This window comes from uncultured Winogradskyella sp. (assembly GCF_947498345.1).
Classification (GTDB): Bacteria; Bacteroidota; Bacteroidia; order Flavobacteriales; family Flavobacteriaceae; genus Winogradskyella.
Map to the genome: position 1 here is coordinate 38677 of NZ_CANMJY010000001.1, position 15105 is coordinate 53781.

General features: G+C 32.2%; 13 protein-coding genes and 2 tRNA genes. 11 read left to right on the forward strand and 4 right to left on the reverse strand.

Annotation, left to right across the window (positions count from 1 at the left end; all coding sequences use genetic code 11):
* The first annotated feature begins 55 nt into the window (after positions 1 to 55).
* The 11 genes from Q0912_RS00180 (at position 56) to Q0912_RS00230 (ending at position 12124) form a co-directional block, all read left to right on the forward strand.
* Positions 56 to 127, forward strand: a tRNA-Gly gene (locus Q0912_RS00180).
* Between the two features lie 43 nt (positions 128 to 170).
* Positions 171 to 255: transfer RNA gene (locus tag Q0912_RS00185), tRNA-Leu, on the forward strand.
* Between the two features lie 162 nt (positions 256 to 417).
* Entirely contained in the window at positions 418 to 1266 is an 849-nt protein-coding gene (locus Q0912_RS00190) for a helix-turn-helix domain-containing protein (protein WP_299110661.1), read from the forward strand.
* 72 nt (positions 1267 to 1338) lie between these two features.
* Positions 1339 to 2883, forward strand: coding sequence for a S8 family peptidase (locus Q0912_RS00195; protein WP_299110663.1), 1545 nt, complete (start codon positions 1339 to 1341; stop codon positions 2881 to 2883).
* Between the two features lie 97 nt (positions 2884 to 2980).
* Complete coding sequence (locus Q0912_RS00200) at positions 2981 to 4567, forward strand: serine hydrolase (protein WP_299110665.1); 1587 nt, start codon at positions 2981 to 2983, stop codon at positions 4565 to 4567.
* Between the two features lie 6 nt (positions 4568 to 4573).
* Complete coding sequence (locus tag Q0912_RS00205) at positions 4574 to 6025, forward strand: amidohydrolase family protein (RefSeq protein WP_299110667.1); 1452 nt, start codon at positions 4574 to 4576, stop codon at positions 6023 to 6025.
* A gap of 88 nt (positions 6026 to 6113) precedes the next feature.
* Positions 6114 to 6929 carry an AraC family transcriptional regulator gene (locus Q0912_RS00210; protein ID WP_299110669.1) on the forward strand — a complete coding sequence of 272 codons (816 nt, stop codon included), beginning with the start codon at positions 6114 to 6116 and terminating at the stop codon, positions 6927 to 6929.
* A gap of 100 nt (positions 6930 to 7029) precedes the next feature.
* Positions 7030 to 8169, forward strand: a complete 1140-nt coding sequence (locus Q0912_RS00215; RefSeq protein ID WP_299110671.1) for a DJ-1/PfpI family protein — start codon at positions 7030 to 7032, stop codon at positions 8167 to 8169.
* Positions 8170 to 8184: 15 nt separating this feature from the next.
* On the forward strand, positions 8185 to 9519 hold the full coding sequence (locus tag Q0912_RS00220) for a sialidase family protein (RefSeq protein ID WP_299110673.1): 1335 nt from the start codon (positions 8185 to 8187) through the stop codon (positions 9517 to 9519).
* 5 nt (positions 9520 to 9524) lie between these two features.
* Entirely contained in the window at positions 9525 to 10388 is an 864-nt protein-coding gene (locus Q0912_RS00225; RefSeq protein WP_299110675.1) for a hypothetical protein, read from the forward strand.
* Positions 10389 to 10477: 89 nt separating this feature from the next.
* Entirely contained in the window at positions 10478 to 12124 is a 1647-nt protein-coding gene (locus Q0912_RS00230; RefSeq protein WP_299110677.1) for a M20/M25/M40 family metallo-hydrolase, read from the forward strand.
* 100 nt (positions 12125 to 12224) lie between these two features.
* Here Q0912_RS00230 and Q0912_RS00235 read toward each other — a convergent pair whose 3' ends face one another.
* From Q0912_RS00235 to Q0912_RS00250, 4 genes are all read right to left on the reverse strand, one after another.
* Positions 12225 to 12599, reverse strand: a complete 375-nt coding sequence (locus tag Q0912_RS00235; RefSeq protein ID WP_299110679.1) for a DUF3052 domain-containing protein — start codon at positions 12597 to 12599, stop codon at positions 12225 to 12227.
* A 7-nt stretch (positions 12600 to 12606) separates the two neighbouring features.
* Positions 12607 to 13521, reverse strand: coding sequence for a hypothetical protein (locus Q0912_RS00240; protein ID WP_299110681.1), 915 nt, complete (start codon positions 13519 to 13521; stop codon positions 12607 to 12609).
* An 11-nt stretch (positions 13522 to 13532) separates the two neighbouring features.
* Positions 13533 to 13940 (reverse strand): DUF1761 domain-containing protein, encoded by a 408-nt coding sequence (locus tag Q0912_RS00245; RefSeq protein WP_299110685.1) that lies wholly within the window; start codon positions 13938 to 13940, stop codon positions 13533 to 13535.
* Between the two features lie 69 nt (positions 13941 to 14009).
* Positions 14010 to 14855, reverse strand: coding sequence for an AraC family transcriptional regulator (locus Q0912_RS00250; RefSeq protein ID WP_299110687.1), 846 nt, complete (start codon positions 14853 to 14855; stop codon positions 14010 to 14012).
* Between the last annotated feature and the right edge of the window lie 250 nt (positions 14856 to 15105).

Below are 15105 nucleotides of genomic sequence, written 5' to 3' on the forward strand. Positions count from 1 at the left end.
TGAGAAATATTTTAAATTTGCATCCGCTTTTATAGCGAATAGTTCTTTAAATATTGCGAAAGTAGCTCAGGGGTAGAGCATCACCTTGCCAAGGTGGAGGTCGTGGGTTCAAATCCCATCTTTCGCTCAATATAATATTTACCAATTAAGTTACAGTCTGTAACTTGGATGCTGAAGTGGTGGAATTGGTAGACACGTTGGACTTAAAATCCAATGGCCATTATGGCCGTGCGGGTTCAAGTCCCGCCTTCAGTACAAAGCCTTAATCATTTTGATTAAGGCTTTTTTAGTGCCTTATTTTTACTCTATAAATAGAGATGCAAAAGTGTTATTTTTATGTTAACGCATAACTTTTTCGCTCTTACCTGAGCAACAAATTGTAATTTTTCGATATGCATAGAATATTATAATAATAATATGTATTTCAAAGAATATTATCCTGGAGAATTTTTTTCAAAATATATTGATAGCTATTTTGAAATAGATAGCAGATATATTATCGAAGATATTACAGACTTAGTAGTGCCAGATGGAACATTTGGTCTGTTGTTTATTGATGAAAAGAATCTTAAGCGTAGCAAATCAATTAATAATCCACCAATTACATTAAAGAAGTCTACAGTTTTTGGGCAAAAAACTAAACCAATAAACTATTACTTTACCAAAGGCAATTCTTCTGCTTTTGGAATTAAGATAAACCCATGTGGGTTTCATTTATTCACTGGGTTAACGAGTAAGGAATTTAAAGATTTATTTGTAGAGATAGACTTATTGGGAAATTCCGATTTACTAGACTTGGAAAGTAAAGTATTTGAAGCCAATGATATTGATAAAAAGATCAATGAAGTAGAAGCATATATCTTATTGGCTTTAAAAAAATATGGTTTAGACGACGACCATTTTTTGTTTGAGTCTATTGTAGAATATATTTATTGCCATAGAGGCGAAGTTCGGTTTAATTCATTGATTGAAACGTTTAATACCAATTATAAAAGAATTGAACGTTTATTCCTTAAATATTTGGGTATAACCCCAAAAACGTATATTAGGATAGTTCGCTTCAATGCAGCAGTCAATCTTCATATGAATAATAAGAATGAAAGCTTAACCCAAATAGGACTACAATTAGGGTTTTTTGATCAATCACATTTTATAAGAGACTTTAAAAAGTTTACATCTTTATCGCCAAAAAGCTTTTTTGACAAAGATATTAGTGCATCTGAGAAAAAATACCTACAAATGCTATCCGTAAGGTGGTCAAATTAGTATGGTGTCTATTTTTTACAATTTTTCTTCAGCTTAATATTTTAATTTGGTTTTAAACCAAATTAAAATATAATGAATACGAGAAGGCTTATGGTCATTTTTTTGACCTTATTTTTTACAATTTTAACCATCGCACAATCAGAAATTTCAAATGATTGGCATCATGTAAGTACTGATAATAACAATTTTAAAGGGATATCAACCAATGAAGCTTTAGCATTATTGGAAGGTGAAAATTCAGAAACAGTAATCGTTGCGGTGATAGATTCTGGTATAGATCATGATCACGAAGACCTAAAGGAAGTAATCTGGGTAAACGAAGATGAAATTCCTAACAATGGAATTGATGATGATTTAAATGGTTACATCGATGATATTCATGGTTGGAGCTTTTTAGGAAATCCAAATGGTGATACTATTACTGGTGAAACCTTAGAAGAAACAAGAATATTTGCAGCAGGCGAAGCATTTAAAGGAGATAGACAGACCTTTGTAAAAGCAGTAAAAGCTTATGTGTCTTCTAGAGAAAACTATCTAAAGTATCAAGGAAGTACTCAGGAGAATATTGAAAACATTACGTTACTCGAAAAACTTTACCCAAATGAAGTGTCCGAGAATAATTTTGATGCGATTGCTAGTAAAGATCCAGATATAGAAGTAATGGCCAATACATTATCAAAATATATTAAAGATGGGGGAAGTTTTGAAAATTATAAGCAACAATTGCAATCTGCTAAAGCATTCTATGATGATGCGATAAACTTTTACTACAATACAAGTTTTGATGGTCGAAGCATTATTAAAGATAATTATGACAACCAAAATGAGCAATATTATGGCTGTAATGATAGTAAAGGGCCAGACTCAGCTCATGGTACACATGTAGCAGGTATTATTGGTGCTAATACTAAAAATACAATTGGTATGAAAGGTATTGCTAATAATGTTAAAATTATGTCTATTAGAACTGTACCTAATGGAGACGAAAGAGATAAAGATGTGGCAAATGCGATTTACTATGCTGTAGATAATGGTGCTAAAATAATTAATATGAGTTTTGGTAAAGCGTTTTCGTGGAACAAGAAAGTTGTTGATGATGCGGTTCGTTATGCGCAACGCAAAGATGTTTTATTAATTCATGCTGCAGGCAACAGTGCATCAGAGTTAGATGGTACTAATAATTTTCCACACAAAGAGTTTGAGAAAAAACGTTTTCTGGAAAAAAAGACACCAAACAATTGGATAGAAGTAGGTGCAACTACATACAACTTCAATGAAAATTTTGTCGCTTCATTTTCAAATTTCGACAATTATTTTGTAGACATTTTTGCACCAGGTTATCAGATATATTCTACAACACCCAATAATACGTATTCAAAATTCAATGGTACAAGTATGGCTAGTCCAATGGTAGCTGGTGTAGCTGCATTACTTCGTAGTTATTTCCCAAAATTATCAGCCAAAGACGTAAGACAGATTATTTTGAAATCAGCTACTCCTATTGATATAAGAGTTAAACGTCCAGATAACAAACAAATAGTACCTTTTAAATCTTTAAGTGTTACAGGTAGTGTACTTAATGCAGAGGCAGCGGTTAAAATGGCATTAAAAAAGTAAAAGTTTAGGCTTAAAAAAACTAATGAGAATTAATAAATAAAGAATAACACTTTTACTTGGCAGTTACTGTCTAACTCTAATCAATATTTAAAAAGATATGAATTCATTAAAATATGCATCGACAATTATTGTCGTATTATCAATAGCATTTAAAGCTAACATACAAGGAATAAAGTACACAAAAAAAAGCAATATTCTTTTTCTAGCACTTCTATTCTGCTATGAGGGTTTTTCTCAATCAACAATTGAAAAACTTGAGGTTGACCTGCAAAATACCCTCAATGCTATAGTTGAAAAATATCAAGTACCAGGGATAACATTAGCTGTAAATTTTGATGATAAAAATATTATAAATCTAGCTTCCGGATTTTCTGATAAAGAAGAAAAACTAAAGATGAGTGCAGAGACCAGAATGCCTTCAGGGAGTGTAGGTAAAATGTTTGTTAGTGCAATAGCGCTTCAACTTATTGAGCAGCAAAAGTTAGACCTTAATGATAAAATTGAAGATTATTTAGGAGATAGGACCTGGTTTAAAGAATTGCCTAATGCTAAAGATATTAAAATTAAAAACCTTTTGAACCATACCTCGGGCTTACCTAGGTATATATTTCAGCAAGAGTTTTTAAGCGACATAAAGATACATCCTTTAAAGGATAGATCTCCAGAAGATTGCATTGCTTTTATAATGGGTAAGCCCGCAGTTCATCCTGTTGATAATGGCTGGTCTTATTCAGACACTAATTATATAATTCTAGGTCTAATAATTGAAAAAATATCTGGAGTAACCTATAATCAGTTATTGAAAGATAATTTGATTTCAAAGTTGGGATTAGAACTCACCGAGGTTCAAAATAAACGTACTTTTAGCAAATTGGCTCAAGGTTATATAGGATCTCAGAACTATTTTGGGTTACCCAAAAAAATGGTTAAAGAAGGAAAACTTGAAATAAATCCAAAATTTGAATGGACAGGAGGAGGCATAGTGACTAACGTTAAAGATTTAGCAAAGTTTATAAAAGTGTTACACGAAAGCAATATTTTAAATAATGAATCTAAACAATTACTCACCACACCTGTTAATATGGCTACAGGTCAACCACTAGATCAAGGCTATGGCTTAGGTAATTTTGTGTGGAGTAAAAGAAATGACAGACGTTATGGACACTCTGGATTTTTCCCAGGGTATTTGTCTCATGTAGAGTATTCTTCAAAAAACCAATATGCTATAGCAATTCAAATTAATACTGATCAAGGCTATGCTTTATTACAACAATTTGTGCATTTAGTGGATGAAGATATTTCAAAATACTTAGATGAATTAGATGAAGCTAAAATTAGAAAAAACTTTGAAACCCAAGAGCAATGCTGGAATAATGCTAACATTGAATGTTATATGAATGCCTATGCTACAACAGAGCTTATCCAAACTGCCTCAAGAGGTGGCCTTACTTTTGGGTACGATGATATTATAAGTAATTACAAAAAATATTTTCCAAAGGAACGTATGGGTAAACTGCATTTCGATAATTTTAATTACAGACGCTTATCCAGTAATTTATATTTTGTTAGTGGTCGTTTTAACTTAAAATTTCCTGATAGAGAAGAAATGGCTAGAGGGTGGTTTTCGGTAGTTATGAAACGTATTAATGGGGAATGGAAAATGATAACGGATCATTCGAGTTAATAACATATGTATAGAACTTTTATTTTTATCTGTTTTTTTTCAATAGTATGCTTGTCTTGCCAATCAGAACTAACTATTGATGCTGATGTTGTAATTTCTAATGTTAATATTATAGATGTTGTTACTGGAGATATAGAATATTCAAAAGATGTTTTTATTAAAGAGAATCGGATTATAAAAATTGAACCCAATTCAGAAAATAAAACACACAAAGAGACTAAGATTGTAGAGGGTTCTGGAAAATATTTGATTCCTGGGCTTTGGGATATGCATACACATCCAGATGATCCAGAAGTTTGGCGTATGAATCCTAAAACTGAAGAAAAAGATCTTTTATTACCATTGTTTGTTGTCAATGGGGTTACAGGAATACGTGATATGGCAGGAGATCTAAACTTAGTAAAACGTTGGAGGAGATTATCTGACAATGATTCCCTTCTTGCTCCTAAAATAGTCGCAGGCGGCCCTCTTTTAGATGGCCCAAATCCAATGTGGGATGGTTCAGTTGGTATTGCTTCGAAAGAGCAGGTAAAACATGTTGTAGATTCATTAATTGTTGAAGGAGTAGACTTTTTAAAGGTATATTCATTATTGCCTAGGGAAATTTACTTAGAGCTAAGTATATATGCTAATGCAATAGATTTTCCTTTTGTAGGTCATGTTCCATTTACCGTTCGCCCTTCTGAAGCAGCGGTAACAGGTATGAAAAGTCAAGAACATTTGCTGGAGATTATTAAGGAATGCTCTTTAGATTTTGATGAAAAAACTTTAGCACAAATAAAATTGGAAAAATTAGGTGTAAACAGGTATATAATTGCAAATAATTTTAGAATCAATCATTATAACGAAACAAAAGCTGATTCTTTATACCAAACTTTCGTAAAGTATAATATATGGCACACACCCACATTGAGCATGTGGTATAAAAATGCTTGGTTTGAAGAAGAGCTGATAAAGGATAATGAACTATTAAGTTATTTACCAAAATACCTTCAAGAATACTGGACTCCTAAGCATAATGATCATTTAAAAAATAGAGACCATAAGGATTTTATAGATGTTAAAAAGAGACTATATGCAAAGTATTTGCATATAGTGAGTAAAATGAACTCTAAAGGAGTTAAGTTACTTGCAGGAACTGATATGGGAGCAAATCCATTATGCTTTCCTGGAATTGGTCTTTATAATGAGTTAGAAGCATTTATAGATGCAGACTTATCTCCTTTACAAGCTCTACAAACCGCAACAATTAATCCTGCAATTTTTTTAAAAATAGAAAGTGACTATGGGACTGTAACAGAAGGTAAAATCGCAGATTTATTATTGTTGGATAAAAACCCATTGGATGAAATGAGTAACCTAAGAACTATAAATGCAGTAATCCAAAATGGTAATGTTTATAACTCAAATGACATTTTGAGAATAAAAAAGGAAATAAAAGATAAAATCAATAATTAAAACAGAAAGAGTTGCTACATCTTTGGCCATGTTTTTAGGTGTCTAGAAGAAATAATATGTTTTTATTACAAGGATAAAGTCTATTTTTATGAGAGATATTTCAATTAATTATTGGAATGTAGATACTTGGCCTGGAACTTCATTTTCTAAAACTACTTACAGTAGTTTTGAATTTGGAAAACACTTTCACGATTACTACACGTTAATTCTCATTGAGCAGGGTATTAATGAAGGATTTACTGAGAAAAAGAGATACAAAATTAATCGAGCTAACACACTTTTTATCAATCCTGGTGAATTACATGCCGGAAATTCTTTTGAAAGAAATTTACTTAGCTTCAATACTTTTAGGTTTGATAAAGAATATCTCAAAGCATTAGAGAATACCTTTCAACACAATACCAGAAATATTCATTTTATTAATGAACCAATTAATGATCAGCGTCTTCAAACTAAATTAAAGCAGTTCTTTTATCAAAGTAAACAGCTAGACTATAGATTCAGTTTAGAATGCTTGAATATTGAAATTTTCGAATTACTATTTAACAATTATACTGATGATAAAAAGCTTAAGCTGACAGCTTTAAAAAAACATAATTGCCTCAAAAAAGCTATAGAGTTTTTGAATGATAATTTTAATGAAAATTTCACCTTAGATAAATTAGCAAAGCATTCAAATGTCAGTCCTTATCACTTAATACGAGAATTTAAAAAGATATACAACCAAACACCTTTTGAGTATTTAAGAAATATCAGAATCGAAAAATCCAAGAGCCTTTTAAAAACAGAGGTTTCAATTACAAATATTGCTTTAGAGTTGGGTTTTTTTGATACGAGTCATTTTACTAGAAATTTTATTTATAATGAAGGTGTATCTCCTTTAAGATATAGGCAGTATAATTAATTTTTACGGTCTTGTAAACTTTAGCTTTTGTTTAACGTTAATAGCAATCATATACAAGCAGTGTAAGTCGCTTTGCGCTAATTTGCTCAAAAAAGTAATCATGAGAGTCAAATTAATTTGTATTGTATCAATGTTTTTGTTTAATGCTCATTCACAATCGAGTTTATTTACAAACTCAAAATATAATGTTGAATATTATTGTCCGCCATGTGGCTGCCCAGATGATGATAAAACCTTTCAATCTCCTGGAGTTTGTGCATCATGTAATATGGCTTATAATACTAGAGTAAAAGGTCTTGAAAACAAACCCACAAATACCTCCCCAAGACGAGCAGCCGCTATTTTATTATTTGATTATGCAGATATAATGGATGTAACTGGGCCTATGTCGGTATTTGAACACGCTGGCTTTAATGTTGTTACTGTAGCCAAGGATGAGAACCCCAAGCGTATAGGTAGGTATACTGATTTAACACCAGATTATACGTTTTTAAACTTACCAAAAGTAGATGTTATTGTGGTTCCTGGTGGTGGGCCAGCAGAGCGTAACCAAGATATGGACATTGTTAATTGGTTAAAAGAAAAAGATAAATCTACTGATACAATGTTTTCTGTCTGTAGTGGTGCTTTTTATTTGGCTTTAGCAGGAATTTTAGATGGAAATGAAGCAACGACTTTTGCATCGTTAATACCTGCTTTGAGAGAACAATTTCCCCAAATAAAGGTGCTCAACAATGTTAAATATAGTAATAATGGGCATGTCATCACATCTTCTGGATTGTCTTCGGGTATAGATGCTTCATTTGAAGTTGTGGCAAAGTATTATGGAGTTGGTGGAGCTCAAGATATTGCAAATCATATGGAATACCCATGGAAGCGTAGAAACGATTATGTAAGAACACAACTTGCAGACAATTATATCATCGGAATAAACAATCTAATAAGAAGATTTGCAACTAAGTATACGTATTCAGAGGGAGATATGAATGAGTGGGAATATAGATTTATACTTTGGTCTGAAGTGGATAAGAAAGCATTTATTAATCTGGTTAATGCCGAAATTGAAAAACTGGATGGGTTTTTGAAAAGTAAAAAAGGAAAGACATTTATTAAGGCAGAAATTAATCATAAGGACTTAAAAAATGGAATTATAGAATTAAATATTCTTAAAAAAGAAAATAAAACAGAGGTAAGCTTAAGAGCCAAAAGATTACGACCTGTTTCTTCCTCTAAAAGTTAAAACATAGCAATAAGCATGAAACAATTTTCTATAAATTATATCATTACATTATATCTTTTAATATTTTCTTTGAGTAGTATAGCATCAATATTAGAAGCGCAAATTTCAGATGATATTTCAAAAGTTAAACTCGACGTTAGAAATGATGCAATCATTGGAAAAAACATTGCAATAAAATCAAAATTCTTTGGTTTACCAGTTGTAGAACCGTCGATTAGCGCACATCCAAACAACAATAATCATTTACTTGCTGCAGCAATGATAGTTACCGATATCAATAGGCCTTATGCAAGTTGTAGACTATCAAGCTTTGTCTCTAAGGATGGTGGTAACAACTGGTCGGAAACAGCACATAATTATTGGGGTTACGATCCATGGGTTGCAATACTTCCTAGTGGTAACGCTGCTTTAAGCTGGTTAGGAACCCCAAATAGCTTTAGACATAGCTTCCCTTTAAAAATCTTTACCTCAAATAATGGAGGTGATACTTGGAGTAATAACATACAATCTTTCAATGGTTTTGGTCATGGTCATGATGGTACTAAGCTTGTTGGGTATAAAACCTCATTTTACCTTACTACTGTAAGATTCAATGGAGATATGAGTGCAGATGTTGTGTTATATGAATCAAAGAACAATAATGTTTTTAAAGAAGTTGCTTTAATAAAAGGAGAGGGACTACGTCTAAATTTTTGTGAACCTGCTATTCTAAACAATGGTACTGTTGTAATTCCAACGTTACATAATTCGAGTAAAATTTGGGTGAATTTATATAATCCAAAAACAAGACAACTTTCTGGTAAAAAGAAAGTTTCAAAAAACCCTAAGGTAGGGCGTGGATATCCTAGAATGGTTGCAGACGTTGGTCTTAACTCAAGATTTATAAATAGGATTTATTTTGTTAGAGCTGTTGCTAGTGGCACTAGCTCTAGAGGAATTTGGATTAATTACTCAAAGGATAATGGTGAAACCTGGACAGAAGAAAAACGCATAGACCATTTTGAAACCGATTGGCTGAGTAAAGCCAATGTGGCTAGTGTAGCTATAAATAAAGATGGAGTCATAGGTGTCTCGTGGGTAGATAGCCAACACGATAAAAACCAAAAAGCATATGATGTGTATTTAGCAATTTCTAAAGATGGAGGAGAGAGCTTTCAAAAGCCTATTAGGGTAACTAATGTAAGTTCTAATCCAAGAACAAAAAAAAATGGTGATGTAGCAAATAAATTTATTGGCGGAGGACATTACCTAGGTTTAACTGCAAAAGCTAATGGTAGCTTTCAACTTATTTGGAGTGATAGTCGTGATGAGGTTTTTCAATTACAAACGTGTAATGTAACAATAAAGTGAATTATATGATACGCTCGGTGACTTTTATAATAGTCTTTTTTATTTTTCAGGAAATCATTGCGCAAAGATTTCAACCTTACGAGGAAAATGCCAAGAGATTAGTGCAAGGAATTAGTTTTTCTAACCATGATAGTACCCTATTATTTTCATTACCTCACAAGGAATTTTTGTTATTCCAAGGGCATAAAATCTCTGAAAAAACACCACGTCTGGCAATTTATAAAGCACAAAAAGAAGAAAACCATTGGACAACACCTGTTTTATTAAGTTTTTCGGGTCATTATAAAGACTATGAGCCAACAATTTCCCCAAACGGTAAAATTCTTTTTTTTAATTCCAACAGACCTATAAATGGTAAAGATGTAACAAAGACCAATATTTGGTTTTCTGAAAAGGAAAACGATCAATGGAATACCCCAAAATTTATGTTTTATCTAAATGAGAAAGATGAGGAGCAATCCTATCCAACGATTTCAAAATATGGTAAGCTTATCTATACTAAAGAGGTTATCGAGGGAGGTAAGAGTCATTATTATTTATTTGAAACTCATTTTGCAGGAGTGGATACTAAAATGGGGAATAAGATTAGTTTTCCCAATTTTCATTTAAATACTTCCGATCCTTGTATATCTAGTGATGGCGATTATTTGATCTTTACTGGTTTTGATACAGGTCAATGGGAGAAAACATGTGATTTGTACATTTCTTATGCTCTAGATGAAGGATGGTCTACGCCTAATTTATTAAAAGATTTGAATAGTGATGGTCCAGATTTTTCACCAACGATTTCATCTGACGCAAAGCATATTTATTATCGGAAAAATTACAATATGATTAAGGCAACTCTTATGATTAAAGACGAAAATTAAATAAATAAAATATAGCATTTATGTCTAATTTTTACAATTAGATAGAATTTGTATAGGCTAATTTTGGTTGTTCATTAACTCAGAAAAAAATGAATTTGAAATTATTAAAATTTTTAGCCCTAATGTTATTCTTGCATATCTTTTGTAGTTGTAATGGGCAATCTTTACCATCTATATCTGAAGACAATATTAAATCTCATATAAAAACTCTGGCTTCAGATGAATTTCTTGGGCGGAAACCAGGGACTCTTGGTGAACAGAAAACCATACAATATCTTGCAGAAAAGCTAGAAGCGATAGGTATAGAGCCAGCTAATGGAGATAGTTACTTTCAAGAGTTTACAATTTCTCGACTCAAGTACAATAAACCTAGCGCGATGGTTATTTCTAAAGCTAATGGCAAGACCTCAAGATATGAAAGCAGTAAAGATTTTTATTCTAAAACCAGCTTTAAAGCTAATGATCAGATATCCTTAAATGAAGCCGAAATAGTATTTGTTGGATTTGGTATTATTGCACCAGAATATAATTGGGACGATTATAAGCATGTAGATGTAAAAGATAAGGTCGTATTGGTACTTTTTAGCGATCCAGGCTTTTATACTAAGGATGAAAACATGTTTAATGGTATGAGTGTTTCGCAGTATGGGGATTATAATCTTAAGAAGAAACTAGCCATGGAAAGAGGTGCTAAGGCAGTTTTTATGATACATCACGAGTTTATCAATTGGGATCAGATAGGGCAATCCTCTAATAGTGGATATTCTAGTGCTTATGTAAAAAATCAATCTGAAACGGTTTCAGATGGTCTCCTATGTTCAGGTATTATTTCTATTCCAGTGATGAAAGATTTACTTTCTTCCTCTGGTTTTGAGGATAATTATGTAGAGCAAGCTTTAGGTAAAGACTTTAAAGGATTGCATATTACATCTAAAATGTCACTAACCAACTCTTCAACACCAGAAGACGTGGTTAGAACCAAAAATGTCCTTGGTATTCTTAAAGGAAGTACTCGGCCAGATGAACATATTATATATACTTCACATTGGGATCATGTTGGCACCAGACCATCCACGTTTGGAAAAGATTCTATTTTTAATGGTGCTATAGATAATGCATCTGGTACTGCAATGCATTTAGAAGTCGCCAGAACATACAAAGCATTGCGAAGGAAACCCGAAAGGTCTATTGTGTTTTTCTTTACATCGGCTGAAGAAATGGGTTTGTTAGGAGCAGAATATTATGCAAACAATCCTATATATCCTTTAAAAAAAGCGGTATGTGTCATTAATGCAGATGGTCATTTTGCGACAAACAAAATGAAAACTGCTACCAGTGTGCTCAAAGGATATTCTGAAATGGATAAATATGTAGATAATGCAGTTGCCAAAATGGATAGGAATGCAGTAGAAGATACCTCACCTGCCTATATGAAGATTTTTCAGCGTTCAGATCACTACCCTTTTGTAAAAAAAGGAGTTCCAGCAGTATGGGCTATTGGTAATCAGAATCCTGTAGAGGGAGGTGAGGCTGAGGCTCAAAAAATTGCAAACTACATGCAACATTACCATCAGGTAACTGATGAATATTATGAAGGATTCAATGCTCAAAATATAGCAGCAGATGCTTTAATGAATTTTTTAATAGGTTTAGAATTGGCTAATTCTTCGGCGTGGCCCAACTGGAATAAAACATCAAAGTATAAAGAAATAAGAGATAAAAGCATACAAGATTAATATTTTGCAAAAGAAATCCTAATTAAGGAAGTGCATTGTTATAGCATTTATTAGTAGATAATTAACGGTTTTCTTTGCGGTACATAAATTTAAGTCCAGACTAGTCCTTGTCTATAGCACAGACTTTAATATCAACTAATCTGGTTTTTAGCAAATGCTCTCGTACGGGTTCGCGCTTTAATTCAGTTGGTATTTTTGAAGCACCTTTAGGCCAACTAATCCACAGTATACCGTTCTTCTTCATAGCGGGTTTAACAATTGATACTATGCGTTCTAGCTCAGCTTGATTTTGAACAAAGATGTGGATGAAATCAAAGCTTTCTGAATCTAGTTCTTTCTTGCGAATGGTGTCGTTAGGAAACTCTTCAAATAAACTCATATAGTGTACGGGTTCATTGACCAACATAATAACATAGCCCTCTTTTATACCTAGTTTTTTTGCTAAAGGAGTTTTTGAATACCCTGCGTTTTTCATTGTTGAGTTAATTTGATTTTACAAATACTGGTGCATATTGCTCTATAGTATCATCAGTTAGCTGAATAATTTTTCCGTCTTTGGTACGTTTGTATAGTTCGTAACCATTGTGATTATTCATTGAAGCTTCAAATATAAGCTCTCCATTGCTATCCCAATGATGGAATACCTGATTGTTTTCGGATGGAGTTATCGATTCTAAACCAGTACCATCTTGATTAATAAGATAGATGTTATAATTATTATTCTGTTTTGAAGCAAAAGAAATTTTTCCATCAGCACGCCATCTTGGTGCAGCGGCAAGATATCCTGTCCATTGTTTGCCAGCACCTTCATCAGCGTGAGATGTTATCTTTTTCATTTTCTTGGTTTTTAAGTCCATAACAAAAAGTGCATCAGTAAAACCTAATTCTCTTGGAGAAACGTTATCACTACCACGAAAAACAATTTGTGTTCCTTCTGGCGAAAATGCTGGGTCATTAGTGTATGCCAAGTCAACGTTTACTTTTTCGATAACCTCACCATTTAAATTTATAATATAAAAAGAGGCATCCTCAGCTTCAGCAGGTTTTACTATAAATTCTGTACCATTTTTTCGACTACTTAACCAACTGTCAGCCAATTTAAAGTTGGTTATTTTACGAACATTATGACCTTCAATATCCATTTCGTAAAGATATAGGCATCTAAAGCATTCATTTCGGTCAGAAAGGAAATAAATTTTTTCACCAAAGCTATCGTAAACCCAATCTACCGATTTTGAATTGGTGATATTCTTTGCATTGTTACCATCAATGTCCATTATGTAAATTTCATAGTCTTGTGTGGCAGCATCTTGTAATACATTGTATGCTATCTTCTGTTGTGTATAGCAACTTAAAGCTGTAAACAGAATAGTAATTGTATATAGTATGTTTTTCATTTTTAAAGGTATTATCGCCAGAATCCTAATACAAATCCTATGAGTGTAAAATAAATAATAATATATCCACCGTTTATAAAAATATATTTCCAGGATTTTTTTTCAAATAATGCTATAGCAGTAAATATCATTGCGCAAAAGCCAAAACCTGTATAGAAACCAGCAGACAGTCCCCAAAACCAATCTGTACTAGCATCACCCAAGAAAAAGGCCATATTATAAGACATAATTAACGCCAATATAAAGCTAATACTATAGAGTTTTCTCATATTAATATTTTCGAAATCAGTATCTGTGAGACCGTTTTCTTTTTTCCAAGCCTTGTAAAAGAGAGCTGGGCTGTACCATAGCGCTCCAACAACTAAATTTAAAACAGCACAGACGATTACAGCTATGTGATTAATGTATATAGATTCCATAAATTTTATTTTTAACGACTATTACACCACAAAGAAACAGGAATAAGAAATTTTAAAATTGTAAAAAATTTACTTTATAGGTAGAAAGTTGGGAAAATCTTCAATATCACAAAGATATTTTTTAGGATTAATGCCTGAAAACGATTGAAAATCTTTTATAAAATGAGCTTGATCAAAATAGCCACAATCATTGGCAATAGTAGTCCATGAAATTCTTTCCTTATTTTCTACAACTGAAAGTATTTCATTAAAACGAATAATACGATGAAATTGTTTGGGTGTTAGACCAACATATTTCTTAAACAGTTGTATAAACTGCTTTTGAGAATAACCCATTTTTTTGGAAAGCTCATTTAGGTTAATATGCGTAGGCGAGCTTTCAATGTTATTGATGGCATAACGAATGACTTCTAAATAAAAATCATCTGCCTTTAATTGTTCATTTAGCCATTGTTCGATTGCCAAAAACTTCTCTTGGACTGATGTTGGTAATTTAAGCTCTTTAAGTAATAATAAGATGTGTTTGCCAAAAATTTGCTCTGCAGGCACCACCTGGTTAGTATATTTTGAAACTGAGGAGTGAATCAACGGAAACCCAGCTCCAGGTTTAAAGACTAGTACTATCATTTCTTCATGATGACTACTGATGGTTATATAATCTTTTAAGACACCAGAAAACCAAACATCTGTGCATTTCTGAGCTATTTTTCCAGTTTCATTATCATAAATGAATTTAGGGTTATTGGTAAGTTCAAAAACGATGTTAATAGTGCCGTCGGGTAGGTACTTATCTTTCTTATGTTCAGGAAAGTAGTCTTTATGATATATTAAGTTAGCTATATGCTTTTCTAATCGTAGAGGGATTTTATATTGGTTAAAGATCATTACCTCTAAAATAACAAAATTGTAAAACATACTTTATTATTTTGATTAACCCCAAACGCATAATTCTCGATTTTTAATTAGAAAATAATTGTAAATAAGGCTATTTTTAAAATTGAGTCAACAGTTTTAATTAAAAAAATTTAAGCGAACTAACTTAGGTTCGATTTTTTGAAAATTTGTTAAGACTTAAGTTTAACAATGTTTTTATGAGCAAAAATGACAATCAAAAGCTGCTGATTTTTAAGATAATAAGCATAATTTTATGTTATAAACTTTAGAT

Bases quoted from the DNA above. Each gene is read 5' to 3' on its own strand.
- Q0912_RS00225 (WP_299110675.1), top strand. From the start codon at position 9,525: ATGATACGCTCGGTGACTTTTATAATAGTCTTTTTTATTTTTCAGGAA.
- Q0912_RS00235 (WP_299110679.1), bottom strand. From the start codon at position 12,599: ATGAAAAACGCAGGGTATTCAAAAACTCCTTTAGCAAAAAAACTAGGT.
- Q0912_RS00205 (WP_299110667.1), top strand. From the start codon at position 4,574: ATGTATAGAACTTTTATTTTTATCTGTTTTTTTTCAATAGTATGCTTG.
- Q0912_RS00230 (WP_299110677.1), top strand. From the start codon at position 10,478: ATGAATTTGAAATTATTAAAATTTTTAGCCCTAATGTTATTCTTGCAT.
- Q0912_RS00210 (WP_299110669.1), top strand. From the start codon at position 6,114: ATGAGAGATATTTCAATTAATTATTGGAATGTAGATACTTGGCCTGGA.
- Q0912_RS00190 (WP_299110661.1), top strand. From the start codon at position 418: ATGTATTTCAAAGAATATTATCCTGGAGAATTTTTTTCAAAATATATT.
- Q0912_RS00245 (WP_299110685.1), bottom strand. From the start codon at position 13,940: ATGGAATCTATATACATTAATCACATAGCTGTAATCGTCTGTGCTGTT.
- Q0912_RS00195 (WP_299110663.1), top strand. From the start codon at position 1,339: ATGAATACGAGAAGGCTTATGGTCATTTTTTTGACCTTATTTTTTACA.
- Q0912_RS00220 (WP_299110673.1), top strand. From the start codon at position 8,185: ATGAAACAATTTTCTATAAATTATATCATTACATTATATCTTTTAATA.
- Q0912_RS00200 (WP_299110665.1), top strand. From the start codon at position 2,981: ATGAATTCATTAAAATATGCATCGACAATTATTGTCGTATTATCAATA.
- Q0912_RS00240 (WP_299110681.1), bottom strand. From the start codon at position 13,521: ATGAAAAACATACTATATACAATTACTATTCTGTTTACAGCTTTAAGT.
- Q0912_RS00250 (WP_299110687.1), bottom strand. From the start codon at position 14,855: ATGTTTTACAATTTTGTTATTTTAGAGGTAATGATCTTTAACCAATAT.
- Q0912_RS00215 (WP_299110671.1), top strand. From the start codon at position 7,030: ATGAGAGTCAAATTAATTTGTATTGTATCAATGTTTTTGTTTAATGCT.